This window comes from Stappia indica, from assembly GCF_020177335.1.
GTDB classification, from domain to species: domain Bacteria; phylum Pseudomonadota; class Alphaproteobacteria; order Rhizobiales; family Stappiaceae; genus Stappia; species Stappia indica_B.
Map to the genome: position 1 here is coordinate 1 of NZ_JAIVMG010000022.1, position 23,711 is coordinate 23,711.

At 59.8% G+C, this 23,711-nt stretch carries 23 protein-coding genes and 1 pseudogene; 11 read left to right on the top strand and 13 right to left on the bottom strand.

Annotated elements, in window-relative coordinates; genetic code table 11:
• Nucleotides 1–272: 272 nt before the first annotated feature.
• Genes LC062_RS20230 through LC062_RS20260 form a run of 7 tightly spaced genes read right to left on the bottom strand, consistent with a single transcriptional unit; the run spans nucleotide 273 to nucleotide 7,358 of the window.
• Nucleotides 273–1,511, bottom strand: coding sequence for a DNA phosphorothioation-associated DGQHR protein 1 (locus LC062_RS20230; RefSeq protein WP_224912884.1), 1,239 nt, complete (start codon nucleotides 1,509–1,511; stop codon nucleotides 273–275).
• On the bottom strand, nucleotides 1,508–2,053 hold the full coding sequence (locus LC062_RS20235; protein WP_224912885.1) for a hypothetical protein: 546 nt from the start codon (nucleotides 2,051–2,053) through the stop codon (nucleotides 1,508–1,510). Before LC062_RS20235 ends, LC062_RS20230 begins: the two co-directional genes overlap by 4 nt.
• 28 nt (nucleotides 2,054–2,081) lie before the next feature.
• The gene (locus LC062_RS20240) at nucleotides 2,082–3,617 is read right to left on the bottom strand and encodes an ATP-binding protein (RefSeq protein ID WP_224912886.1); all 1,536 of its coding nucleotides are present in this window, start codon (nucleotides 3,615–3,617) and stop codon (nucleotides 2,082–2,084) included.
• Nucleotides 3,614–5,698, bottom strand: a complete 2,085-nt coding sequence (gene dndD / locus LC062_RS20245) for a DNA sulfur modification protein DndD (protein WP_224912888.1) — start codon at nucleotides 5,696–5,698, stop codon at nucleotides 3,614–3,616. The genes LC062_RS20240 and dndD overlap by 4 nt, the downstream gene beginning before the upstream one ends.
• A gap of 3 nt (nucleotides 5,699–5,701) precedes the next feature.
• Nucleotides 5,702–5,905, bottom strand: coding sequence for a hypothetical protein (locus LC062_RS20250; RefSeq protein WP_224912890.1), 204 nt, complete (start codon nucleotides 5,903–5,905; stop codon nucleotides 5,702–5,704).
• Nucleotides 5,906–7,060 (bottom strand): DNA phosphorothioation system sulfurtransferase DndC, encoded by a 1,155-nt coding sequence (dndC, locus tag LC062_RS20255; RefSeq protein WP_224912892.1) that lies wholly within the window; start codon nucleotides 7,058–7,060, stop codon nucleotides 5,906–5,908.
• A gap of 46 nt (nucleotides 7,061–7,106) precedes the next feature.
• Nucleotides 7,107–7,358, bottom strand: coding sequence for a helix-turn-helix domain-containing protein (locus tag LC062_RS20260; protein ID WP_224912894.1), 252 nt, complete (start codon nucleotides 7,356–7,358; stop codon nucleotides 7,107–7,109).
• Nucleotides 7,359–7,453: 95 nt separating this feature from the next.
• Here LC062_RS20260 and LC062_RS20265 point away from each other — a divergent pair, with 95 nt between their 5' ends.
• Nucleotides 7,454–7,726 (top strand): hypothetical protein, encoded by a 273-nt coding sequence (locus LC062_RS20265; protein ID WP_224912896.1) that lies wholly within the window; start codon nucleotides 7,454–7,456, stop codon nucleotides 7,724–7,726.
• A 570-nt stretch (nucleotides 7,727–8,296) separates the two neighbouring features.
• Here LC062_RS20265 and LC062_RS20270 read toward each other — a convergent pair.
• The 5 genes and pseudogenes from LC062_RS20270 to LC062_RS20290 all read right to left on the bottom strand — a co-directional run.
• A complete protein-coding gene (locus tag LC062_RS20270) occupies nucleotides 8,297–8,845 on the bottom strand; it encodes an Arm DNA-binding domain-containing protein (protein WP_224912897.1) in 549 nt (182 codons plus the stop codon).
• A 63-nt stretch (nucleotides 8,846–8,908) separates the two neighbouring features.
• Nucleotides 8,909–9,118, bottom strand: coding sequence for a hypothetical protein (locus LC062_RS20275; protein ID WP_224912898.1), 210 nt, complete (start codon nucleotides 9,116–9,118; stop codon nucleotides 8,909–8,911).
• A 122-nt stretch (nucleotides 9,119–9,240) separates the two neighbouring features.
• Entirely contained in the window at nucleotides 9,241–9,546 is a 306-nt protein-coding gene (locus LC062_RS20280; RefSeq protein WP_224912899.1) for a hypothetical protein, read from the bottom strand.
• Nucleotides 9,547–9,655: 109 nt separating this feature from the next.
• Nucleotides 9,656–10,948, bottom strand: coding sequence for a tyrosine-type recombinase/integrase (locus LC062_RS20285; RefSeq protein WP_224912900.1), 1,293 nt, complete (start codon nucleotides 10,946–10,948; stop codon nucleotides 9,656–9,658).
• A gap of 263 nt (nucleotides 10,949–11,211) precedes the next feature.
• Nucleotides 11,212–12,401, bottom strand: a pseudogene (locus LC062_RS20290) (integrase core domain-containing protein); the annotation flags it as partial.
• A gap of 536 nt (nucleotides 12,402–12,937) precedes the next feature.
• Here LC062_RS20290 and dgt point away from each other — a divergent pair.
• The gene (dgt, locus tag LC062_RS20295) at nucleotides 12,938–14,284 is read left to right on the top strand and encodes a dGTP triphosphohydrolase (RefSeq protein WP_224912901.1); all 1,347 of its coding nucleotides are present in this window, start codon (nucleotides 12,938–12,940) and stop codon (nucleotides 14,282–14,284) included.
• 31 nt (nucleotides 14,285–14,315) lie between these two features.
• Here dgt and LC062_RS20300 read toward each other — a convergent pair whose 3' ends face one another.
• Nucleotides 14,316–15,236, bottom strand: coding sequence for a helix-turn-helix domain-containing protein (locus tag LC062_RS20300; protein WP_224912902.1), 921 nt, complete (start codon nucleotides 15,234–15,236; stop codon nucleotides 14,316–14,318).
• 766 nt (nucleotides 15,237–16,002) lie between these two features.
• Here LC062_RS20300 and LC062_RS20305 point away from each other — a divergent pair.
• From LC062_RS20305 to LC062_RS20345, 9 genes are all read left to right on the top strand, one after another.
• Nucleotides 16,003–17,028, top strand: coding sequence for a TRAP transporter substrate-binding protein (locus LC062_RS20305; protein ID WP_224912903.1), 1,026 nt, complete (start codon nucleotides 16,003–16,005; stop codon nucleotides 17,026–17,028).
• A 95-nt stretch (nucleotides 17,029–17,123) separates the two neighbouring features.
• A complete protein-coding gene (locus tag LC062_RS20310) occupies nucleotides 17,124–17,624 on the top strand; it encodes a TRAP transporter small permease (RefSeq protein ID WP_224912904.1) in 501 nt (166 codons plus the stop codon).
• Entirely contained in the window at nucleotides 17,621–18,907 is a 1,287-nt protein-coding gene (locus LC062_RS20315; RefSeq protein WP_224912906.1) for a TRAP transporter large permease, read from the top strand. The genes LC062_RS20310 and LC062_RS20315 overlap by 4 nt, the downstream gene beginning before the upstream one ends.
• Nucleotides 18,904–19,752, top strand: a complete 849-nt coding sequence (locus tag LC062_RS20320; protein WP_224912907.1) for a dihydroorotate dehydrogenase electron transfer subunit — start codon at nucleotides 18,904–18,906, stop codon at nucleotides 19,750–19,752. The genes LC062_RS20315 and LC062_RS20320 overlap by 4 nt, the downstream gene beginning before the upstream one ends.
• Entirely contained in the window at nucleotides 19,746–20,690 is a 945-nt protein-coding gene (locus LC062_RS20325) for a dihydroorotate dehydrogenase (RefSeq protein ID WP_224912909.1), read from the top strand. Before LC062_RS20320 ends, LC062_RS20325 begins: the two co-directional genes overlap by 7 nt.
• On the top strand, nucleotides 20,687–21,970 hold the full coding sequence (locus LC062_RS20330; RefSeq protein WP_224912911.1) for a Zn-dependent hydrolase: 1,284 nt from the start codon (nucleotides 20,687–20,689) through the stop codon (nucleotides 21,968–21,970). The genes LC062_RS20325 and LC062_RS20330 overlap by 4 nt, the downstream gene beginning before the upstream one ends.
• A complete protein-coding gene (gene pyrC, locus LC062_RS20335; RefSeq protein WP_224912913.1) occupies nucleotides 21,967–23,025 on the top strand; it encodes a dihydroorotase in 1,059 nt (352 codons plus the stop codon). The genes LC062_RS20330 and pyrC overlap by 4 nt, the downstream gene beginning before the upstream one ends.
• 29 nt (nucleotides 23,026–23,054) lie before the next feature.
• Entirely contained in the window at nucleotides 23,055–23,228 is a 174-nt protein-coding gene (locus tag LC062_RS20340; protein ID WP_224912915.1) for a hypothetical protein, read from the top strand.
• Between the two features lie 19 nt (nucleotides 23,229–23,247).
• The gene (locus LC062_RS20345; protein WP_224912917.1) at nucleotides 23,248–23,577 is read left to right on the top strand and encodes a hypothetical protein; all 330 of its coding nucleotides are present in this window, start codon (nucleotides 23,248–23,250) and stop codon (nucleotides 23,575–23,577) included.
• Nucleotides 23,578–23,711 lie beyond the last annotated feature (134 nt).

The window sequence follows — 23,711 nt, forward strand, 5'->3', positions numbered from 1 at the left end:
GGCAAGCCTCCGGTGCTGGCCTATTGGCAGAGAAATGATATCAACCAACCCGATCAGCAGGTGCAACGAGTAGCTTAAATTACGCCAGATCCTGTCCAGCCGATGGGGAGTAGCTCAGATATAAGAGAGTTTGCTTTCCTTGGTGAGCCTGAAGCAAGAAGCCTTATCACGCTCATTCAGCTCAGTCACGGCCTGCCTACTTCTTGCGTTCTAAGGTGTCATCGGAATTCAGTGTTGGTTGGGCGGGGTTGCACATACGCCACGCCATCACATTACGCGTTCAGCCCAATGGCCTCTTCGATAGTTCTTCGAATAAGCGTCCGTCCCGAGCCAGACGGATTTCGGAAACGCTCATCCGAAAAGTCTATTTTACCGGCAGGACCGATCCGTCCAACAAAGTAATCCTCACTAATGTCCCTTGCTTCATAGGCATCACCCGCGATCTTGCGCAGGATATCAAACACCGCCTGAACACCGATAGTTCGGAGAATAAAAGACTCCGCGGACGCATCCTGCCAGAACACCTTTTCAGAGGCCTTCAGGTAATTGAGCACCATCTTGTAAATAAGCGCGTCATTGCCTTCGACATACACACTGCGCAGCGGTGAGTTATCTCTCGGTCCGTCCATAAGCTCACGACGCGGTGACGCCTTATCCTTTCTCATGATGTTCGCATCGCGCTTTGGGTTGGCCGAGAATAGGCGGAGGATACCATCCACGACCACAGCCGTCGAAACGCGCCAGTCTGCCGCCGCCGCCAGTTCTTCGAGAGCGGCGTCACGCTTTGGCGCAACCATGACGCGGCCACGCAAGGGCGAGGCTTCATCCATCGCCAATTTGCGTGCAAAGAAAACGGCGAGCTTATCAGGCGTCCAGTATTCTTCGTCTTCGTCGGAAACATTATACCCGAATAGCTCATAGGTCAGTGAGCGGTCCACCCGCTTCTGTGTCGAGTTAATTGTCGCAAAAATCTGAGCCTGAAGCGCTTTTGGCAAATCGATGAAGACCGAGCATAGCAAATTCATGCTTTGCATTGCCTCTGGCTCAGCGCGTGCAAATGAAAAAAGACGATGCTGGCCATCAATTACAGCGGCAAGTTTCTCTTCTGTGGGAATGGTCAGTGTGTGACATCCATCGGCGGTTTCGCGAACGCTCCAAACCCTGGAATCCACGACAGGTTGCCCGCTATCCTCCTCTTCGATGTGTTCCAGTTCGCCCTGGTCAAAACCAAACGTCAGATCATAGTTGGCGGCAATGATGATCGAGTTTGGGAAGGATGAATCCATACGGTTGATGTAATCGGCGATCTCGTTCAGCCTTTTGTCCTGAACGATGCGTTGCGTGCCCTTGAGCTCATAGCCGCTCCCATCCGGGTTCATGATTGCCCGCATGCGATCACTTGCGGCGACTTGTAGGAGCAATTCGGCAGGCAAGACGGCGACGTAGAATGTGCCAAGTCGCTGATCGACTCGCAGCGCACGTGTCTCGTAGGGAAAAGAGAAGGTTGTCATTGCGAAAACCCTTCAGTGCTTCCTTTGAGTTTCCGGTTCACACTGCCTCCAACCGCTTCATCATTTCTCGGCTTGGTCTTGAGGTCTGGATTGTCTGCATTTGCGATTGTCCAAATCCAAAGGCCAAAACCTGACAAGACCACCGATACCCAGAAAACTTGCGCCTGAGATTCCTGCCGAAATTCCTGAATCCCATGAAATACTGCAAAGCCGAGCATAATCAGAAGGGATGCTATGGCGAACACCACCATGAGAGACTCGGATTTCTTGACGGCTTCAAGCGTCAATTGCAAAGTCGCTGCCCCGATAAGTGCTGGATAGAAGACTGAGAGTGCTGCCCGCACGCCACTAAGGGACGAGACATCGAACGGGGCGCCAGCGAACCAGTGCTTTACAAGTTCAACAACAACGCCGAACCCGCTGAACACGACAACGCCGAACACAAGATAGAAAATAAAGGTAAGGTCAGATAGAGGTACTCTCGTTCGGCGCTTCAGCTCACGCCAAAACTCAAGATTATATTCCGAGTTATTTTTCTCCATTGACTCTTCTCTTACACCGGCAAAATTCCTACCAGGCTTTGATCTTTCTTGTCGTTTTGTCGAACCGGACGAAGCATTGTCCCGTCTGCAAATTCGTCAGATTCGCGCCTTTGCCGAGGACGCGCGCTGCCGCTCCTGGTTTGGCGTTCGTCGCAAAGGCGGCTACCAACCCCATGTTGTCGAGGAACTCGTCATCTTCCCCGGAGAAGTCATCCGGCGATTGCGAAACCAGCATCACCGCGCCGCCCTTCGAGCGGCTCATACGGATCAGGCGGGACAGAGACGGAAGCCTGGTGCCGAGTATCTGGTGCGCCTCATCGATCATGCAGAGAATGCGAAGCCCCCGCGCGCCATCCGGGCTTGTCTCGGCATCGACAAGTCCGTTGAGGTGCTGATCGAGCGCATCCAGAAGCAGGTTCACCACGATAGTGCGGCTATCTTCCGGGACGTTCGGCGGAAGCTTGATGATCCAGCTCTTCTGGAAGAATTCTGCCGGAGACAGCTTTGGCTCGAATAACGGGAAGCGGCACAACTCATCCATGCTGGAGGTCGCACCGTCCTCCTTCGCCTCGTGTTCTTCATAAACTTCGAGCAGGCGGTCGCGGATATGGCGCAGCTCGCAAGGCTCTTCGTTTGCGAGCGCGCGCGCTGCCGCCTCATGGACATAGTTCCGCTGACGGTCGCCAAGCTTGGAGCCCTTCAGACGGGAGAAGGACTCGCGGAAACGAAGCGCCGCTTCATCAATACCGAATTGATCGCGCTGCGCGAGCGCCAGAACATCAAGCGGGATCGGCATGCGGGGCGGTTCGATCACTTCTGCTTCGAACGCCTCGCCAAGCGCGGTTTGCCCTTGCGTGCCGGTGAAACCGGACAAATCGCCTTTGAAGTCGAAGGCCAGCAACGGGACGGGCGCTTGCTCACGGATCGCGCGCAGCATGGCTGCGGCCATCACCGTCTTGCCCGATCCGCTGCCGCCCATAATCGCGGTATGCGGAGCGCCGCCCTTGCCGTTCAGGCTCCACAAGACTTTCTCCTTGGTCGAAACGTCTTCGCCGATCTCGCCAAGCGGAACCCTGATTTCTCCGCTGGAGAACGTCGCGCCTGATGCGCCCGTGCCTCCGCCAACCGGCAACCTGCCGCCAGCGGTAGGCAGTTCAGCCACTTCCACCAATCGCCGCACGAAGCGTGCGATGTCTTCCCCGGCCTGTTCCCATTCTTCGTCAAGCTTGGCCAGGCCGCGACGCCAATGCGCTCCAACCAGCGAGACTAGGCGTTTGATGTCGATATCCGGCTCTCCGGCACGCTCTACGATCAGCGCCAGCCAGACCGAAAGGGCCGTGCCGGTGCCGAACAGCGTATCACCCTTGATCACCTTGCCTTGCTCAAGCTCATCTGCTGGCATGTCTACTGGGGCGCTCATCGCAAGGGAGCGGGCGATTGCAAGACGCGCAGGCAAGTAGCGCTTGCGCATCCCAAGCCGCCCCATGAAGTCGGTGTTCAGCTTGTCGCTGTCATAATCCGTACGGAAGTTCGCTCCGGCTACTTCAACAAGGGAGATGCTCATGCTTGGCCTCCCATCTCTTCAAAGTAGCCTGGCCGAACGCTCGATTGACCAATGTCACCAACCCGCTCGAAATGAACGATGTACTTCTTCTGAACATGCGGTGCGATTTCCCGCAGATACTCGCCAACAACTTCCGTGTTGGTCGAAAGCAGGATGACCTGGTGTTCACGTTGCACCAGATGATTGAGGACGCCCTTGCGGTGCTCGATATCAAGCCGCCCGAGCGGCGTATCGACTACCATCGGGAAGCCGCGACCGGACACGGACGACACCGCCGAGATCAAGGCTTGGGTGAAAATCTGCTTCTCACCTGCCGATAGGTCATAGCCGCGCAAATCCATGCCATCCGCATTCAGCAGCTTCACATCGCAGTTCTCATCAATCGCGATCCGCTCCACCAAATCCTTCTTATGTCCCATGGCGCGGTGCGCCTTTGTCATGGCAGCCGCAATCGCATCGATCTGACTTGGCACGGCCTTGGCGACGATCTCATCGACCATTAGCGCAACCTTGTTCGCGCGCGCTGCGCGCCGTGCAGATGGCGCGGCTTGATCAAGCTGGCCGGAGAGTTTCGTCAGCTCTGTGTTCTTCTGGTTGATCTGGCTCTCCAAGGACGCCATTTCGCGCTTCAGCGCGCCGATCTCCTGATCGTATTGCTGAAGCTCGCCGTTCACTTGGCTGAGGCGCTCGCGTTTCTTATCGACATGCGGAGCGACCGCTTCTGTGCGCGTTACCTCATCTTGCAGGCGTTTCAGCGACTCCTCGTTCGCCGCGATGGAGCTCAAGAGCTCGACAATCGCAGGCGCGCCAAGTTCGTCGAGCTCATCCAGCCGGTCGATGACCTTCGAGCGCTCCAACTCGTTCAGATAGGGATGCAGATATTCGCCGGCGCAGTTGTCCGGGGGCGGATACCAGAGCTTTTCCCAGGCATTGCGCGCACTATCCAGAACGCCTTCGCGCTGGCCGTCGCTCAAAGTCGGGTTGATCGCCTGCATGCCCGTATCGACGGAGGACAGGAAGCGCTCAAGGTTGCTATCGCCTTGGTTCTTGCCGCTTTCCCAGCGCTCACGCACGCCCTCGCTCCGAAGCGTGGCTTTGATGCTCTTTCGCAGGCTGAGGCCCGACAGCGCCAACGCCAAGTCCTTCATCATCAGGTCTTCAAGGCGCGCATGGCCATCTTCAATGGCCCGCTCATAGTTTTTAATCTGCTCGAATTGCTCCTGAAGGAGCGCCTGCGAGCCCGCTCCGAAGCTGGCCAGCTCGCGGATCAAATGTTCTTGTTCTTCTTTTAGCACGGCGCGGCTGGGCTCGATTTCTGCTAAGCGCGCAGCTTTCTTTTCGTAGTCGAAATTCAGAGTATGACGATCAAGCTCCAGCTTCTCGATGGTCTTGTCGGAGACGTTGGGTGCTTCCTTGCGCCGCACTTCGGCGTAGGAGCGCAAGTCTTTGGCCAGTTGCTTGAGCACCGGAATGCCAAGCAAGCCTTCGATCCCGGCGCGCACCTGCGCTGACATCTCCCGCTCGGCCAAGACGCTAACTTGCTCGCCGTCGAACATAAAGAAATGCGCGAGCGTGAAAGGAAGAAGATTTTCGGCGATATACTCGCGGAACCAATCCGCGCGGTCGTTGCCTTGTAAGGCCCCAGGTCCTACCGCCTTGCGAGTCGACCCTTCATAAATGTGAATCTCTTCATCCTGTGGACGATACACGCCGGAATCGCTGAAATGCCAGATACGCTGGATTTCAAGTGGCTCGTCATTTTCATCGGTGAAGACCAGCTTCACGGAACATGACGTGCGGCCCGCTGCTGTTGCACCGCGATGGAGCGCTTTTTCGAGGAAATTCTTGTAGGAGGTCGCGAGGCGTTCCTTGTCAGCACCCGAGAAAGGCGAGCGCGCAATGAGGGGGAGGCCGTCTCGCCCGAACATGCCAAGAACAATGGCTTCGAAAAGGCTTGTTTTGCCATATCCGTTTGGCGCACCGATCAGGATAATGTTCTTATCCGTTGCCGGTGCCGGGAAATCGAAATTGGCGGTTGTGTAGGCCTTCCAATCCCGTAGCGTAATCTGTGAAATATGCATGGGTTATTTTTCGTCCACCTGAATACGGTCGAGGATATCGTCAAAGGAATCCCAAAGACCGGCGCGGCGCTGTTTCCCTGTTTGTTCGACTTCCGCCTGAACAAGCTCTTCGAACTCAGCGAAATGCATGCCGCATTCCTTGCAGGCTTCCTTGATCATGGAGCGTCCGTCTGGATTATCGAGAAGTACAACAACATTGCGTGGCATCTACTTCTCCTTCACAACTTCACGAACACTGAGCGGTCTGGCCTTACTATGGCCGGCGATTTCTTCCGACCAAAGCTGGTGGATGAGATCAACTTCTTCGTCGCTGATCAAGCTTTGTCCGGTTTCTGCTTCGAGGCCGCGCAGGCGCTCGAATATCTCAGCTCTGGTCTGGAGTGTGAACGGCCCCGGAATAAATATGCCGCCATTGGTGATGGTGATACGCCCGTCACGCCGCCGTGCCTGCCTACGGTCTTTCTCGTTACGAATAGAGGCTAGCCAGTCCCGGAAGTCCAATAGTGGCGTGAATTCGGCATAGCCGGACTCAACAAAGCCTTCGAGGCTTCGATCCTTCTCCACAACCGTGCAGGTCCAGCAGCCAAAGCGCGAAGACGTGGTGCCGCAGGATGGGGCATCGTCCTTCGACGTAACAACAGGGCATTCACCACCGCTTGCGTTTCGATAGAGCCCGATCAGCTTCAGGTGCGATCCGCCCCATGGCGGCTCACTCAGCGCCAGAAACTCCCACACACCTTCCGTGTGAAGTTCAACGATGGGGCGAAACACCATGCAGCCGACGAGATCATTGTGCTTGTTGAGGCGCTCGCCGTTGTCATAACGGCCAACCGAGGCAGCGCGGGTCGCGCTTTCTGACCGGCGCACGCCGAGCAGAAGCACAACCTGTCCGGCTTCATCGACCTGAGACTTGATGTAACGGCTCGTCGGCAGGATTTTCATCCGGTCGGTACACCAGCGGAAAGACCGGTTTGGTGAGGGGTAGCCCCGACCGATCAGGTTTACCCAGAAGGACTGATCCGGCGCAGGCCGCGTGATCTTCGTGATGATCGGCAAGCCGAAGGCACCGGCAGCATTGCCGATCTCTTCCATGCTCTCGATGATGTGCTGGACGACGAGCGGGCTCTCCACAAGCGTATCATTGGCGACGATGTGAACGGGGCGACGACGCTGAGAGGGTGGCAGCGACAGGAGCATCTCGAAGACCAGATGCGCGACCAGTGTACTATCCTTGCCACCGGAGTAGCCAATAATCCAAGGCCAATCATGATCTTGGCGATACTCGTCAAGGAGTTCGGCTCGGATGGCATTAAAGAGCGCCGCGCCTTCATATTCGATAGCGAGTGCTTCAGCGCCCTGCATGTGTCTGCTGTCCCATTGGATTGTCCATAAACTCCGACAATTATTGTTACGGGTTCGAGTCCCCAATTTCCATGACGGATTTGAGAAGTTCACACTCATCAAACCCCAGCACCTCTGCCAGCTCCAGAAACTCGACGACATCAATCCTTCGTTGCCCGCTTTCCAATCGTGCAACGAAGGATTGGTACTCGCCGATCTTCTCGGCCAGCTCGGTCTGGGTCAGGCCTGCCTTCTCCCGCGCCTCGATCAGGAGCCGAATGAGTGCCTTGTGGCGCTCGCTCCCCAGTGTCTTCGCCACCGCTCAGGCCCCCAACTGATTTCGTTGGGGACTTCCGATATATCTGAAAAACAGTTATCTTAAATTCAGATAATTTGGGGCGGCTGAGGATTGTCGTGAGCTGGGTAACGCTGGGGATTTTGACCATCACGACCTTCCCGACCTGGGGTGCGCTGGCGCTTGAGGTCTGGTTCGGCGTGATCCGGCCCCGGCTGATCGACCAAGCGGAGATCGACGCGCTGGCGGCTGATCTGGTGCGGCGACACGGGTCTCGCGCCGAGGAAATGGCGTTCATCGAAGAGGATCGGGCGTGGCGCTACTCGGACAGCTTCGAGCGGGGGAAGTGGAAGCGCGTGCGCCTCCACCTCCTGCAGACCATGCCTCGTTAGGCTGGGATAGGGTGACGCCGTTTCCGTCCGGCATCACCCTTCTGAACCGGTAAAGCCCACCGGCAAGGGCAGCTCCTTGGTCCTGTGATTGTCCTGATCCTGTACCCAGACCTGATCATTCTTCTTTTCCGTCGAAGAGCTATGATCAAACTCTTTCATCCTCTTGCATAATCCATGATCCAATTCGCTATCCGATATGGCAGTTCTGGTTCGGGCGCTGGTGCTCTTCCGGTCGTTCTTGGCCTGCGCAATCTCGGCTCAGCTTGTGAACGTGCGCAAGTCGCAATGCCAAGCCGAAACGGCTTGGCGATCTTCAATACCGCCTGACAGACTCGACCACAGAATCCGGCAATGGCAATTCAGTGGTGGTCGGTCGGGCGTTTCCCTGTTTCCCGGGTTGTTTCTGGCATGGTTCTGCGTTTCGCCGCCGTGTTTCCTCGGGGCACGCGAGAATTCGGACTCGCTGTCCCTGCGGGTTGGCGCGGTGATTTCCCGGTGTTTCGCTGTTTCCTTGAAGGTGATGGGAGGTCATCCGGGGTAACGCCAGCCAATGCCCTCCATTTGAACGGCTCACCGAACTGGCGTTATGCGCGGCTCGATCCCGGCGGCCACGTCGATGCGGGCCGATCTCGCGATCAAGAGCGCATCCTCGAAGCTCACAAGCCATGGCGACCCGATGGTGAATTTCCGCTGCCTGTCCCTCACCCGGCATTGCAGGATGTAGGTGCGGCGCCCGCTTGGCCGGACGCGCAGACCGAAGCCTTCAACGCCGCGATGCCAGATCGTGTATTCGGATTTCCGGGGTGGGGCGCTCTTGGCGATGTCCTCGTCGAGCTCCGGGCGCATGGCGACGTCATAGGTGATGACGGGTGAGCCGGGCGTGACGAGCAGGTCCTCCGGGTCGATGTCGGCGAATTCGGAAGGACAAGCCTCCGAAACGTCGATCCTGATCCGGGGTGGTTCATCCCGAAGAACGTGCTTTGCAAAGGCATGGGGCCATCCGGCCAAGCGCAGCAGGGCGTAAGCATCGCGAAACCGCCTCCGGTCTCTTGGCTCAAGAGGATATCGGTTGAGCCGACGCAAAAGCTGTGCGTCGGTGGGATGGCGGCGCATTTTCATCGTGCAACCCTCCCGCCGACCCGTGCGCAACCGGATGAGGGCTGCGCACGGTTCCTGTTGCGGTCAGCTTTCGCGGACTTGGGCGACCTCGGCCCCCAGGTATCCGGCGATCTGCGGCATGCTGGCGGTCGTGTAGACCGAGGGGCCAGACTTGAGGTAGACGATCCCGCCGTCCGCGCCGTTCGGGCGGCCTCCGGCGATCTCGCTGCGGCGGACCAGCGCGCCCCCGCCCTTGGTCGGAATGAGGATGAAATCGTTGGTTTCGTGGTCCATGACATATGTCCTTTCAATGGGTTGGTGTCATGGCGAGGCACTGCGGCCTTCACCTCTAATAACAAACCAGACCCACCAAGGGTGTCAACTTTCCATTTCGTGTAAGTCATTGTAATCAAGACTCAATCCATCTCGATCCAGCCGTCGTCATAGCCGAGATCAATCGGCTCTCTCTCGGTGATCTTGATGTTGAGACCGCGCTGGATGGCTTGGGCTTGCGTGGCCGAGTCCGCCTTGGGTGTCCGTTTCGCCCGGACCCAGTTGTCGAGGTTGGCCCGGTCGTAAAGAACGGTCGAACCGATCTTGTAGAAGGGCGCGCCGCCGCCCGTGCATCGGAGTTTCGCCAGATAGGACCGTTGCAGCGACTTGTTGTATCGCGCCTTCAGGTAGCGGATCGCCTGATCCGGGGTGAGTGGTGTCTGTTCCATGAGGGTGCTCCGGATGGGGTGGCTTCGCCAAGAGTTTCCCCCTGACGGCTCCCTATACATTCGGAGCGGAATTTCTTTCATTTTGCAGGAGGGGAATCCAACTGGCGGCCTACTCGCGGTCGTCCTTTGCCTTCGGAAGCATGGCCCCGGTCAGGCTTTCGCTACCGGCGTTCAACGCCCGCCGAAGCGGATCGTCGGCCAGATGCGCATAGCGTGCGGTGGTGCTGGTGGACTTGTGCCCAAGCAGCGCACCGATCATGGGCAAGCTTGCACCGCGCTGCACCTGAACCGAAGCGAAGGTGTGGCGCAGATCGTGCAGGCGAACGTCCTCGATCCCGGCATGGCGGGATATCCGCTCCCATGGCCGCTTCAGGTCCGAGCGCGGTTTGTCCGGTTGCTTCCCGAGGACGACATAGGTCCCGACCTTGGGCAGGGCGCGCAGCACCTCAAGCGCGGCGTCGGAGAGGTAGACAACCTTGCGGCCTGTCTTGCTGTCGGGAAGATCCAGATCCTTCCGCTGGAAATCGACCTCACGCCATTTGAGATGCAGGATCTCGCGCAAGCGGCAACCGGTCAGCAGCAGCAGCCGGATTGCACCCGTGACATGTGGTGATACTTTTTCGCGCAGGTTCTGCTCGGCCTTGGGGCGGTGCTTTGATCGCGCGCCGTCATTCAGGTGCCACGGCAGGCCGACCATTTCAGCTACCGTCAGCGTGGCCCCGAGCCGGTCGATCTCGTCTTGGGTCAGATACCGCTCGTTGCTCTTGTCGGGGAACTTCTTCACCCCGGCACAAGGGTTGGCGGTGAGATAGCCTTGGGTGATCGCATAGGAGAAGACGCCACCCAGAAGGCGCACGGTTCGGGTCGCTGTGCCCTCGCCGCCCCTGATGATCGACCGGCCCTTTTCGATCTTCCTGTCCTTGGCGGTCTTGCCCTTCGCAACATCATGCATGAAGCGCTCGATGTCTGCCCGCGTGACCGCGCTGATTTTCTTCCTGCCAAGCAGGGGCAGGATGTGGCCGTTGATCCGACCGATGTCAGTCTTGACGGTCGAGCCTTTCTTCAGCGCGACGCCATGACGAAGATACTCACTGCAAAGTTCCCCGACGCTCATCTCGGCGCGCGCCCGCCGTTCCTCACCGGCCAGGTCCTGCCCGGTTCTGGCGAGCGCCAGATATTTTTCGGCCTCCTTGCGCGCCTGCTCGACGGTCAGGACGCCGTAGGTGCCAATGGTCTTTTTCCGCTCCCGACCCGCGACGCGGTATTGGGCGACAAAAGTCTTCTTGCCGCTCGGCCAGACCCGGCACCCGAACCCCTGCATCTTGCCGCACCAGACCATGTAGTCCCGTTCGCGCGGTTCGGCGCGTTCGACGGCGGTCTTGGTCAGGCGGTCCTTGCTCATGATCTACAGGTAGCACATAGGTAGCAGGCTTTCTGAAAAGCGGGGTAAACCGCACCGCGTGGAATCTCCCGTCGTGATCCTTAATAGAAACATGATTTTCCTTACAAAATAAAATTTTTCGGGTGCTCTAGAGTCATCCTAGGAGACCTCGCGAAATACTATTCCCCAACCCTCCGAAGGCAGAGGTCAGAGGTTCGAATCCTCTCGGGTGCGCCAAATACCGCCGTGTCCGACCCGGAGAGATAGGTAACAGTTTGTACCGGAGACATGGGTTGCAACCTCGTGCCGAACGGGTTGTCGATTGTCTGCAGTGTTCTCTGCTCCAGGTCGATGTATCCCAGATCATAGGTCATGAAGCTGATCAGCCAAATTCCATCCTTCACTTCCTTGATGCCGAGCTTCTGACCTGCCAGTACGGTCGAGACGTTGATCTTCTTGCGATGCATGCAGATCCGTCCGCAGGCGGTGACCAGAGCGTCCCTGTCGTGGAAGGGATAGTCCAGGTCCGGCAATCCCTGATATTGCCTTGATGAAGGCCTGTAGACTTCCGCAGGTGTCTTCATGGCGAGCGCTTCATGGGGGCGTTCCTCGTTGAATTCCCTCACGAAAGCATCGAATTTGGCCTGCTGCTGCAGGCTGTTCATGCCCGCAGGCCGGGTGGCTTCCTTCTTCAAGGTCAGGTGCATGCGCTCGTGGCGGCCGTTCTGCTGGGAGGGGCCGGGCTTGATGCGCTCAATGCCGATGCCCAGGCGCAGCCACCACACCGACAGCTTGGACAGATTGTAGAGCCCGTTCGGCGAGGCGAACGGCAAGCCGTTGTCCGTCCGGATCGCAGAGGGCAATCCGCGCTCTTTGAACAGGGCGAGGAAGGCCTCCATGACCGGCTTTTCCTTCGTTGAGTCAAAGGCCTCGCAGCTCAATAGAACGCGGGACGCGTGGTCGGTGACCGTCAAAGGGTAACAATATTGCCGGTTGCCCAGCTTGAATTCGCCCTTGAAGTCGGCGGCCCACAGATCGTTGGGGGGGCAAGACCTGCCGAAAGAGGCGTTCCTTCGGCCTTGTGGGCGCGTCGCCTCTTGCGGACCCTGCTGACAAGGCCGTGCCGGTCCAGAACCGCATGCACCGTGCTTTGCGCAGGAATGCGAAGGTCACCGGCCAACTTCCGAACCAGCACTTCCCGGATCTTGCGCGCACCCCAGTGGGGCTTGTCCTTCCTCGTGGAGACGATCAGGCGCTCAACCTGCTCGGGAAGCTGGTTGGCATAGCGCACCGGCCGGCGCGACCGGTCGCAAAGCGCCTCCAGCCCATCGCACTGGTAACGGCTCCAGATCTTGTAGCCGGTCTTGCGCGAAATGCCGAACTCCCGGCAAACCGCACTCATGCCTTCGCCAGCCAGCAGGCGGGCAACGAAACGAAGACGTTCCTCCACTTTGGACACCTCTTGCCACGGCATCGACACCTCCCGCCAAAGCGAAAAGTGTTACCCATGTGCTCGGAACGTTCTGTCGCCTATGTCTCAGCTCGGGCAGTCGACTTTCCTCCACAATATGCGCAGATCGCCAAACCTACGCTCTAACATCTGGCGGAGGATGTATTGTGCGCGCAAAAGCGCAGAAACGGTGGCGGTTGGCGAGGAGAATTTCGGATCTATTCTGGTCGATTTATACTTCTCGCGCATAAAAGGGGAGAAGTGACGTGCGGATGGCAATTCCAAAAATTAAATTCTTTTTTAAATTTCTATTTCTGCGTTCCGAACATTTAAATCGTCCCCGAGGATTGGATCTTTCTCTAATAATATTATTAATTATTAGGATTATTTGGGTGGTTTCACACGCTGACGACTTCTGATCGAAGATGGAAGAGCGAAGCTCAATGCGCGGACATCGCGGAGCCGCCGAACGATTAGGCGTTGTGGTCAGGCGTATGCGCAATTTTTTGATCTATCGCCTTTGCCATAGTAAGTTTGCCGGACCATCTCGGGGGGCATTGATGAAGTGGAACGAACTGCTGTGCAGCGAGCGGCTAGGCGACAAAAGCTACCAACCGGGAGCTAGTCGCTCCATCTTCGTTCAGGATCATGATCGGATTGTCTTCTCGGCTCCCTTTCGGCGCTTAGCCAACAAGACGCAGGTCCAGCCCCTCTATGAGCATGATCATGTCCATCATCGGCTGATTCACTCCGTCGAGGTGAGTAGCGTCGGACGCTCGCTCGCGATGAAGATCGGCCACTGGTTGCAAGAGAATGGGCATATCGTTGCGGACGATGTGAGTAGTCTCGCCAATATTGTTCAGGCAGCATGTGTCGCGCACGATATCGGCAATCCGCCATTTGGCCATTCCGGCGAAGAGGCAATGGGAGCATGGTTCGCCGAACGTTTCGCCGCTCCGAAAGGCTTGATGGCGGACCTCGATGCCAATCTTCAATCCGAGTTCGCACGGTTCGAAGGCAATGCTCAGGGGTTCCGCATCATAACGCGCCTCGAAATGTATCGAAACGCTGGTGGGATGCGCCTCTCGAAGGCAACTCTGGGCGCCTTTACCAAGTATCCCGTTAGCGCCAGTACGCTGGACCAGTTGCGATCCGAATCTTTCAAGCCATCCTATGTCGGACTTAAGAAGTTTGGCATCTTCAACTCAGAGATGACGCTGTTTGAGGAAGTGGTGAAGGCTATTGGTTTGCCGGAGGAGGCTAATGGTGGGGCAAAATGGTGGCGTCGGCACCCGCTGGTCTTCGTCGTCGAAGCAGCAGACGACATTTGCTACAATATTGTAGACCTTGAGGACGCTTTCACCACAGGTGAACTTCCCTTCGATGCCGTGAAAAAGGTACTGCATGAGGCAGCCGGCAGCCCCAATCGCGACGTCACCGGATATAGTCAAGCCGAACACATAGCGCTGTTGCGGGCGCTCAGCATCGGAAAAGCAGTAGACAGCTGTGTCGTGGCTTTCACTACCAACTACGAAGCTATCATGGCCGGAACATTTTCGACGTCTCTTGCCGAAGCCGGGCCACTTGCGCCGCTCTTTCAGAAGATCAAGGAGCTCGCGCGCGACCAAATTTTCACCGCTCGCAGAAAAACCGAGCTTGAGGTGTCTGGGCGACGCACGATCAGCAATGTTATGTCCGGAGTCCTTCCAGTCTACGAGGATTTGGCTCGGGTGAAATGGGACGCAACAAAGCTTAGCGACCACTGCCAGCAACTTGCACGGGCCCTTGACTTGGATTTGCGAGAGATCAACAGCCCGGTACAGGCGCTCCATGCACTGGCGGACTTCACGTCTGGCATGACCGATCGCTATGCCCTCCGAATATCCAGAATGCTTTCCGGAACCTGAGGATTGAAAGACGAAGTCCCTGTTAATTGGCCTAGTCCTGAATGCCGTATTTCTCGATCAGCATGTCCAGATAGGCCACTGCCTCGGGGCCTTTGAGGGATTCCCGCCAGAGCCGGTTGGCGATCTCCTCATGCAGCTTCAGCGCTTCGGGCGCGGAGGTGATCAAGGCAACGCCAAGACGCACATTGGGCCGCTCGCCGAGGCGGAAGGGGCTGATCGCCAGCACGGAGCGGTCGGCCTGGCGGAAGATCTGGAAGTTGGTCGCCGGCACCGGCTCGCGGATGATGCCGAGCTGCACGCCGATCGGCTGCTGCAACAGCAACTCGCGGATCTTCTCCACCTCGTAGCGGGCCTTCAGCCGCCGCTCCCTCACAATCTCCGGGTTGAGGTCGTGCTTGCCGACCAGCCCATGCAGCAGGAACCCCTCCAGATTGCCGGAGGGGATCAGGCTGACGATCAGCGGCCGGCGCAGGCGGAAGGTTTCCTTGCGCTTCTTGAGGATCTCCAGCAGCACCTCGACCGCATGCGCGTCGGCGGCCTGGTCCTCCTCGCTTTCGGAGATGGTTTCCTCGAACACCTCCTGAAGCATCTCGTCATAGGTGTTGGAGGTCAGCAGATAGGACATCGGGCCGAACACCCCGATGATCTGCTCGCAGTCCTCCTCGAGCTGGCGCATGCGCTCGAAGAACGCGACCCCGGTGCTGACATACTCCACCCCCGCGCCGATCAGATTGGGCAGGGAAACATCGAGCACCTCGGCGATGCTCGTGAGCATTTCAATTTTGCGAATTTCGCCTTTTTCGGCCCGATAGAGGGCCGCGCGCGAGATCCCCAGCCGCTTCGCGAGTACCTCCGGTTGCAGGTTCTCGCCGATACGGTAGGCCCTCAGGCGGGCGCCGATATCGGTGAACCGGATGCCACCGCTCTGTTTGCTTTTGGTCTGAACGGACATTTCTCGAGCGCTTCAAAGTTAATGAATCTTATTATTTTGAAAATAAGTGTGCGAAAACAAATCCCTTGTCAATCCCGACATGATTGCAGCGGGAAAGATGCGGTCCGTCACTCGTGAGTTTGAAGAAATATATAAATATTACATATTCACAACATCGAAGAATCTAGAATTGCCATATAAATATCCGAAATCGAAATGATTAATTTATGATGCTTTTTTTAGATGCTTTGCCTGATCGCATATTCCGGCGTGCCCTGCCTTGTGCTTGAAAGTCGATCGCGTTTCATTTTTGAGAAAATGCGGCGAGAAATCTGAGAAATCGTCGATCTATGCCGAATTTCTCTCCGTGTCTCCACGTGCAGTGGGGTGCGTGCCGCCGCAGCCCCCTGCTCCCTATCCACAACGTGCGCTCCTTGGCGGGCTGCGGCTGGTCTGGCTTGGGGCGGGGCGGCCCTCATCCGGTTCCCCGCCGAACCTCTCGGCGCCGCGCGAAAGGCGATGGCCTTGCCTTCATACAGGCGCGGAACGCCGGCCTTTTGCCGGACTTCGATCCGGAAGCGGAGCTTTCCGGTCGGTTTCAGATCGTGGCAGGTGGTTCGCCCCGGGCGGGTGGCGACTTCTTTGTTGCCGTATAAATAGATTTCCGATGGTCAAAAATTAGACGGATGAGCGATGCGTCTAAATCTTGAGAATTTTTATTGACAGCAAAAAAACCCGTCTCTAGGGTAGGCTGCGGACGAAATCCTTTTAAAAGGGCGGAGAAGTAATGAAACAGACAATTCGCAGCTTGGCGGCCGCTGGCCTCCTTGTTGCCGCGGGGACGCTGACCTCGTCGGTTGCATGGTCGGCGGATTACGTCGCCAAGATCGGCCATCTCGAATCCGTGCAGCAGTCGCGGCACGTCCATTTGGAAAAAGTCGCGGCTCTCGTCAAGGAGCGCACCAACGGAGCTGTGGAGTTTCAGCTTTTTCCCCAGGGCCAGCTCGGTGGCCAGCGGGAGATGACCGAGGGCGTTCAGCTCGGCATTCTTGAGGCGACCGTTGCTCCGGCGGCCTTTCTCGGCGGGTTCAATCCGGCGGTCTCCATTCTCGACATTCCGTTCCTGATCCCGGAAGACGACGCGGCCGCCGACAAGGTGCGCAGCGGCCCGTTTGGTGAGGCGCTTTGCGAATCCTTTGCCGCCCGCAACGTCAAGTGCATCGGCCTGTGGCCGAACGGCAAGAAGAACTTCACGTCGAACAAGGCTCTCGACGGGATCGACGCCTTCGCCGGGCAGAAGTTCCGCGTGATGGATTCCAACATCCTGATCGAGCAGTTCAAGTCGCTCGACGCCTCTGCCGTGGCCCTGCCCTTCGGTGAGCTCTACACCGCCCTGCAGACCGGCGTCGTCGATGGCGAGGAAAACCCGCTCGACACCATCCAGCGCATGAAGTTCTACGAAGTTCAGGATTACCTGGTGGTGTCCGGCCATGGCGCGATGGAGGATGTGATCCTCTTCAACCCGGCCTGGTGGAACAGCCTTCCGGCGGAACATCAGACGGTCATCGTCGAGGCGTTCCAGGAAGTGGTGCCGGACCTGCTCGCCCACAAGGCGGCGGCGGTCGCAACCGCCCTCGACGAGATCAAGAAGAGCGACATCAACGTTCGCGAACTGTCCGCCGAGGAAAAGGCCGCGTTCCGTGCCAAGATGTACCCCGCCGGTCGCAGCGCCTATCTGGAGCGCGCCGGTGATGAAGGCGCGAAGCTGATCGCGCTTTACGAGCAGGAATACGACGCGGCCACCGCGAAGTAACGCTGCCCTCTTTTCACTAGTCACCGTTTGTCGAAGGATAACCCGGCCCCTCAACAGGGGCCGGGAACCCTTTCCTATTTCCGAAGAGGCAGGCCATGCGCGTGATCGATTTCATAAGGCTCATAGAGCGTTTCTCCGCCGTCCTCGTCTTTCTGCTGATGGTCGTGCTCTATTTCATCAATGTTCTGGTGCGCCAGTTCGGCGGCCCGCTCGCATCCGAGTTCGTGTGGATCGAGGAAACGGTCCGCCTCATGAACCTTTTTCTCGTCTTCGTTTCGGTTGGTCTGGTCCTTGAGAGAGGACGGCACGCCGGTGTCCACACCTGGCGCGACAAGATCGCCGCCCGGACCCATCTGCCGCTGCGAAAGATCATCGATGCCGTCGGCTTCGCCTTCTGTGTCTACCTGGTCTGGATCTCCTGCCAGATGTCGGCCGCCGTCTACTCCATGGGTCAAAGGAGTCCGACTTTGAATATTCCGGTGTTCTGGATCTATCTCCTGCCGGCGATGGGCTTTGCGCTCATGGGCTTGCGCTACGCCCTCAGCTTCTTCGGCCGGATCGATCGCTTCAGCCCCCAGATGGCGGAGGAAGCATGATCCTCTTCGCGGTTATCGCCATTGTCGCGGTTTTGCTGCTGGTCGCCGGCTTCGAGATGTTTCTCGTCCTCGGCGTGCCGGCCCTGATGGTCAAGGGCTTCTTCTACGGCGCCCTGCCCGACACCGTGATCGTCCAGAAGGTGCTCGGTGGCATCAACCACTCCACCCTTTTGGCCATTCCCTTCTTCATTCTTGCTGCCGAACTGATGGGCGAAGGGCAGATCGCCCGGCGCCTGATGAATCTGGTGAAGGTGCTGGTCGGCCACATGCGCGGCGGCATGGGCTACACCACCATCGGCGGCGCCATGGCGTTCGGCTCCGTGTCCGGCTCCGCCCCGGCCACCGTGGCGGCCACCGCCAAGCTGATCTACCCGGAAATGCGCGCCGCGGGCTTTCGCGACAAGTTCATTCTCGGGCTGATCGTCTCCAGCGCCGAGACCGCGCTGCTGATCCCGCCGTCGATCACCTTCATCATCTATGGTTGGATGACCGGCACCTCGGTCGCCAGCCTGTTCGCCGGCGGCCTGGCGGTCGGTGTGGTGCTCGGCCTTGCCTTTGCCGTCATGACGGCCATCGAGGCGCGCCGGCAGGGCATCGAACGCGGGGCCCGCTCCTCCTGGGGCGACAAGCTGACGGCGGTGCGTCAGGCCGGCTGGGCGCTTGGCCTGCCGGTGATCATTCTCGGCGGCATCTACAGCGGCTTCTTCACGCCGACCGAAGCCGCCGCCGTGGGCGTGGTCTATGCGGCGGTGGTCGAGATCCTGGTCTACCGCGACCTGAGCGTCCGGCAACTGTTCGCCATCACCGAACGGGCGGCGGTGTCGACCGCGGTGATCTTCATCCTGCTGGCGATGGGTGGGCTGCTTGGCTACTTCATCACCCTGGCCCAGGTGCCGACGATCATCTCCGGCTTCCTTGCCGCGATTGACGCCGGTCCGATCACCTTCCTGATCGTGGTCAACGTCTGCTTCCTGATCGCGGGCATGTTCATCGACCCCAACTCGGCGCTGCTGATCCTGGTTCCGCCGCTGTTTCCGGTGGCCGTTGCGCTCGGCATCGACCCGATCCACTTCGGCATGATCGTCACCTTGAACATCTGCATCGGCATGATCACGCCGCCCTTCGGCCTCGATCTGTTCGTTGCCTCCTCGACCCTGTCGAAGCCGGTCATGACCATCGTTGCCGGTGTCTGGCCCTTCGTCATCACCAATCTCGTGGTTCTCGGCATCGTCACCTATGTGCCGGACATTTCGACATTCCTACCAAGGCTCGTATTCGGATGATGGACCTGAAAGAGACCCCGGCGCCGGCCGGTGAGAAAGACGACTTCAAGTCTTTCGAACTCGCCCTCGCCGTCAAGAGCAACGATCCGGTCAACGGCGAATACCACCGTCTGGTGCTGGAGGCGCCGGAGTATCTGCTGGCGCGCTGCCAGGCCGGCCAGTTCTTCCACCTGCTCTGCCCGACCGCCAATGGCGAGACGCCCTATCTGCGCCGGCCGATGAGCATCTACGGGTTCTATCCGCAACAGGGCGAGCTGCATTTTCTGTACAAGCTCGCCGGTGCGGGCACCCGGGCGCTGGCCAGCCTGACGCCGGGCGACCGGCTCAATGTGCTGGGGCCGCTCGGCGTCCCCTTCACCATTGAGGACGGCTGGCAGAACCTGGTGCTGGTGGCCCGCGGCGTCGGTCTGGCGACGCTTGCGCCGCTGGCGCTTGAGGCCCGGCGGCTCGGCCGCAAGATGACCGCGATCTGCAGCGCCCGTCACCCCGACTACCTGATGTCGGTCGACTATTTCCGGGAGCTGGGCGCGGATGTGATCACGCTGACCGACGCGGAAGGCACCTCCGGCGTCGACAATCTGGAGCGGGTGATCGAGGAGCTGATCGCGGGCGGGCGGGCCGATGCCTTCTACACCTGCGGCTCCAACCGCATCCTGAAGCTGTTGCAGACGATCGGCGCCCGGCATGACCTGCCCGGCCAGATCGCCCTGGAACAGCAGATGGCCTGCGGCATTGGCATGTGTCACTGCTGCGTCCGCACCTTCCAGCGCGATGGCAAGCTGCTGCAACTGAGAGTGTGCCGGGAAGGTCCGGTGTTCGACATGATGGAGGCGGTCGCATGGTAGACCTGTCCGTTGCGATTGGCGATCTGCGCCTGAAAAACCCGATCATGCCCGCTTCGGGCACCTTCTCCGAGGATCTGGCGGAAGTGTTCGATCTGGAGCGGCTCGGGGCGCATGTCACCAAGACGATCACCCGGGACTGGCGCGACGGCAACACCCTGCCGCGGGTCTGCGAGGTCAACGGCTCGATGCTGAATTCCATCGGCATCCCCAGCAAGGGCGTTGGCAGCTTCCTGGAAAAGGTCGTGCCCTTCTACCAGCGCTACGACACGCCGCTGGTGGTCAGCATCTCCGGCAACACGGAGGAGGAGTTCGCCACCCTGTGCCGCGAGGTCAGCGTCGACGGGGTGGATGCCATCGAGGTCAACATCTCCTGCCCGAACATCGAGGAGGACGGCAAGGCCTTCGCCATTCGTCCCTCCTCCACCCACAAGGTGATGCGGGCGCTGCGGGCCGCGACCGACCTGCCGCTCTGGGCCAAGCTGACGCCGAACACCGGCGAGACCTCCGAGGTCGCCAGCGCCGCCGAGGACGGCGGCGCGGATGCGCTTGTCGTTGCCAACACCATCCTGTCGATGGCCATCGACATTCACACCCGCAAGCCGAAGCTGGGCAACCTGATGGGCGGGCTGTCCGGTCCGAGCCTGAAGCCGATTGCCCTGCGCATGGCCTATCAATGCGCCCGGGCGACCAACATCCCGGTCATCGGCTGCGGCGGCATCACCACCGCCGAGGATGTGATCGAATACCTGATCGCCGGCGCCTCCGCCGTGCAGGTGGGCACCGCGACCTTCATCCATCCGACAGTGATGGTGACGATCATCGACGAGCTGGAAGCCTATCTTCGGGCGCAGGGGCTGGCCTCGGTGCGCGATCTGATCGGCACCATCGTCGACGATGGCCAGGACGAGGCGGTGGTGTTCATGGAGGCCGCGCCATGACTGTTCAGGCGCGCACCGTCGACGCGGGCAGCGCCGATGACGCGGCAATGGCTGCCCGGCTGTTCGAGGACATCGCCAAAATGTCCCCGGACACCGAAGGGGTCAGCCGCCCGGCCTATTCCGAGATCGAAACGAAGGTCCTGAAGCATCTTGAGGACTTCGCCGTCGAGAACGGTCTGGAAGTCTGGTACGACGCCTGTTGCAACGCCAATTTCTGCCTGCCGGGCGATCGGGACGCGGATAGCGTCATCGTCGTCGGGTCCCATGCGGACAGCGTTCCGGCCGGTGGCAACTACGACGGGCTGGCGGGGATCGCCGCCGGGCTGGTGTGCCTGGTGCGTGCCCGGCGCAGCGGCGCGGCTCTTGCCCGGCCGGTGCATGTCCTGGCCATGCGCGGCGAGGAAAGCGCCTGGTTCGGCCCCTGCTACATCGGTTCCAAGGCGCTGACCGGCACCTTGAGCGAGGCCGATCTGGCGGCCTGCCACAGCGGCGACGGCCGGCCGTTGTCGGACCATATGGCCGATGTGGGCGTGCCGGTGGAGCGGCTGCGCGCCGGCGAACCGATGATCGATCTGTCGCGGATCGCGGCCTATATCGAATTGCACATCGAGCAGGGCCCGGTGCTGATCGGCAAGGACTTGCCGGCGGCGGTGGTCTCCGGCATTCGCGGCAACATCCGCCACCGGACCATTCGCTGTGTCGGCGAGGCGGGCCATTCGGGCGCCGTGCCGCGTGCTTTCCGCCGCGATTCCGTTCTGGCGATGGCCGATCTTCTGACCCGGCTCGACGAGCATTGGGTGACGATCCTGGCCAAGGGCAACGACCTGGTCCTGACCTGCGGCATGGTTGGCACCGATCCGGACAAGCACGCCATGTCGCGGATCCCGGATGAGGTGTCCTTCAGCCTGGACATGCGCAGTCTGAGCCCGACCACCCTTGACGAGATGCGCAAGCTGCTCGCCTCGGAAATCCGGCAGGTGGAGCGGGACCGCAAGGTGCGGTTCGAGCTGGATCGGGAAATGCGGGTCGAGCCGGCCTTGTGCGATCCGGATCTGGTCGCCCGGCTCACCCAGGCCATGGAAAGCGCCGCGCAAGAAGGATTTGTCATGCCGAGCGGCGCGGGGCATGATGCCGCCGTCTTCGCCGGTGCCGGCATTCCCACCGCCATGGTGTTCGTGCGCAACCGCAATGGCTCGCACAATCCGCATGAGGCGATGGAACTGGACGACTTCATGGCCGCCACCGAAATCATCTACCAATTCCTCACGGGTGCCTCATGACACGCCTGACCCTCAAGAAGCCGGACGACTGGCATTTGCACCTGCGCGACGGTGCCATGCTGGAAGCGATGCTGCCGCACAGCGCCGACTTCGCCCGTGCCATCATCATGCCCAACCTGGAACGGCCGGTGGTGACCACCGCCGATGCGACCGCCTATCGCGGCCGCATCCTGGCGGCCCTGCCCGCCGGCCAGGCCTTCACCCCGCTGATGACGCTCTACCTGACCGAAGGCACCGATCCGGACGATGTGGAGGCGGGGTTCCGCTCCGGGCTGATCACGGCGGTGAAGCTCTATCCGGCCGGGGCCACCACCAATTCCCAGAACGGCGTGCATGACCTTGAGCGGGTCTATCCGGTGCTGGAGCGGATGGCGGCGATCGGCCTGCCGCTTTGCGTGCATGGCGAGGTGGTCGATCCGGAGGTGGACATCTTCGACCGCGAGGCGGTGTTCATCGAACGGGTGCTGGAGCCGCTGCGCCGCCGCATTCCCGAGCTCCGGGTGGTGATGGAGCATGTGACCACCCAAGACGCGGTGGAGTATGTGCAGGCATCGGAGCGCAATCTGGCGGCGACCATCACGGTCCATCACCTGATGGTCAACCGCAACACGATGCTCGCCGGCGGCATTCGCCCCCACTACTACTGCCTGCCGATCATCAAGCGCGAGCGCCATCGTCAGGCGCTGCGGGTGGCCGCCACCAGTGGCGATCAGCGCTTCTTCCTGGGAACGGATTCCGCGCCGCATACCGATGGGCGGAAGCTGTCCTGCTGCGGCTGTGCCGGCGTTTTCTCCGCGCCCGTGGCCCTGCCCTGTCTGGCCCATGTGTTCGAGGAATGCGATGCGCTGCAAAAGCTTGAAGCTTTCGCCTCGCTGAACGGTCCGATCTGGTACGGTCTGCCCTCGAACGACGAATCGGTCACCCTCGTCCGACACGACGAACCGCAGGCCTGGCCGAAGCGGATCGCCAGCGCCGACGGTCCGGTGACCCTGTTCGACCCGACTGTTCCCCTCCATTGGGCGCTCGAAACGCAGGCAGGAGGGCAGCCGGGCTAACCAACCACGGCAAGACAGGCGGCGCATGTTTGCAGGCACAGTTCTCGGGCGCGCCCCTGATCGCGGAAACGGTGGCGACCGTGCTGCTGGAGATTGGCGCGGTGCAGTTCCGCGTCGATCATCCGTTCACCCTGAACTGCGGGCTCACTGAGCCGGTCGCATGGCCGGCCAATCATGGCGGCACCTCCCGGCTGCCCCAGTAAAATGCGAAAGGACAGGTCCATGTTTGACCAGCTTCTGGAATGTCTTAATGAGCAGGGCGCCGGCGTGCGGGCCTATGATGCCTGTGCGCGCATGGCCCGTGCCCGGGTGTCCGAGGAGCCGGACAATGCGGCGGCCTATCTGCTGTTGGCCTATGTCGCCCAGCGCTTCGTCGAATCCTATGACGACCAGCCGCTCTCCGTCGAAGCGGCCAGCGAGGAGTTCAAGCAGTTCACCGACATCGTCAAGATGCTGGACAAGGCCGAGGCCGACGCATCCGCCGATGCCCGCATCGCCGCGCTCAATGTGGTTGCCGCGAAGCTGAACGCCGCGCCGAAGACCGGCGACTGACCTTCCCGGAGCGGTTTCGGGAGGCCTGACACGGGCAGTTCCCGAAACCGCGCCGCCATGCGGCACGCATTTTTCCCCTGACAGATATCTCCTGATTGCACGGGCGGGCGCACGCCGGTAGTGCCGGCGCGATC

Excerpts from the sequence above, each read along its gene's own strand:
- LC062_RS20250 (WP_224912890.1), bottom strand. The coding sequence starts at position 5,905 with ATGCCACGCAATGTTGTTGTACTTCTCGATAATCCAGACGGACGCTCC.
- LC062_RS20320 (WP_224912907.1), top strand. The coding sequence starts at position 18,904 with ATGATGGACCTGAAAGAGACCCCGGCGCCGGCCGGTGAGAAAGACGAC.
- LC062_RS20330 (WP_224912911.1), top strand. The coding sequence starts at position 20,687 with ATGACTGTTCAGGCGCGCACCGTCGACGCGGGCAGCGCCGATGACGCG.
- LC062_RS20285 (WP_224912900.1), bottom strand. The coding sequence starts at position 10,948 with ATGAGCAAGGACCGCCTGACCAAGACCGCCGTCGAACGCGCCGAACCG.
- pyrC (WP_224912913.1), top strand. The coding sequence starts at position 21,967 with ATGACACGCCTGACCCTCAAGAAGCCGGACGACTGGCATTTGCACCTG.
- dndC (WP_224912892.1), bottom strand. The coding sequence starts at position 7,060 with ATGCAGGGCGCTGAAGCACTCGCTATCGAATATGAAGGCGCGGCGCTC.
- LC062_RS20345 (WP_224912917.1), top strand. The coding sequence starts at position 23,248 with ATGTTTGACCAGCTTCTGGAATGTCTTAATGAGCAGGGCGCCGGCGTG.
- LC062_RS20310 (WP_224912904.1), top strand. The coding sequence starts at position 17,124 with ATGCGCGTGATCGATTTCATAAGGCTCATAGAGCGTTTCTCCGCCGTC.
- LC062_RS20235 (WP_224912885.1), bottom strand. The coding sequence starts at position 2,053 with ATGGAGAAAAATAACTCGGAATATAATCTTGAGTTTTGGCGTGAGCTG.
- LC062_RS20315 (WP_224912906.1), top strand. The coding sequence starts at position 17,621 with ATGATCCTCTTCGCGGTTATCGCCATTGTCGCGGTTTTGCTGCTGGTC.
- LC062_RS20240 (WP_224912886.1), bottom strand. The coding sequence starts at position 3,617 with ATGAGCATCTCCCTTGTTGAAGTAGCCGGAGCGAACTTCCGTACGGAT.
- LC062_RS20270 (WP_224912897.1), bottom strand. The coding sequence starts at position 8,845 with ATGAAAATGCGCCGCCATCCCACCGACGCACAGCTTTTGCGTCGGCTC.
- LC062_RS20275 (WP_224912898.1), bottom strand. The coding sequence starts at position 9,118 with ATGGACCACGAAACCAACGATTTCATCCTCATTCCGACCAAGGGCGGG.
- LC062_RS20305 (WP_224912903.1), top strand. The coding sequence starts at position 16,003 with ATGAAACAGACAATTCGCAGCTTGGCGGCCGCTGGCCTCCTTGTTGCC.
- LC062_RS20300 (WP_224912902.1), bottom strand. The coding sequence starts at position 15,236 with ATGTCCGTTCAGACCAAAAGCAAACAGAGCGGTGGCATCCGGTTCACC.
- dndD (WP_224912888.1), bottom strand. The coding sequence starts at position 5,698 with ATGCATATTTCACAGATTACGCTACGGGATTGGAAGGCCTACACAACC.
- LC062_RS20280 (WP_224912899.1), bottom strand. The coding sequence starts at position 9,546 with ATGGAACAGACACCACTCACCCCGGATCAGGCGATCCGCTACCTGAAG.
- LC062_RS20325 (WP_224912909.1), top strand. The coding sequence starts at position 19,746 with ATGGTAGACCTGTCCGTTGCGATTGGCGATCTGCGCCTGAAAAACCCG.
- LC062_RS20230 (WP_224912884.1), bottom strand. The coding sequence starts at position 1,511 with ATGACAACCTTCTCTTTTCCCTACGAGACACGTGCGCTGCGAGTCGAT.
- dgt (WP_224912901.1), top strand. The coding sequence starts at position 12,938 with ATGAAGTGGAACGAACTGCTGTGCAGCGAGCGGCTAGGCGACAAAAGC.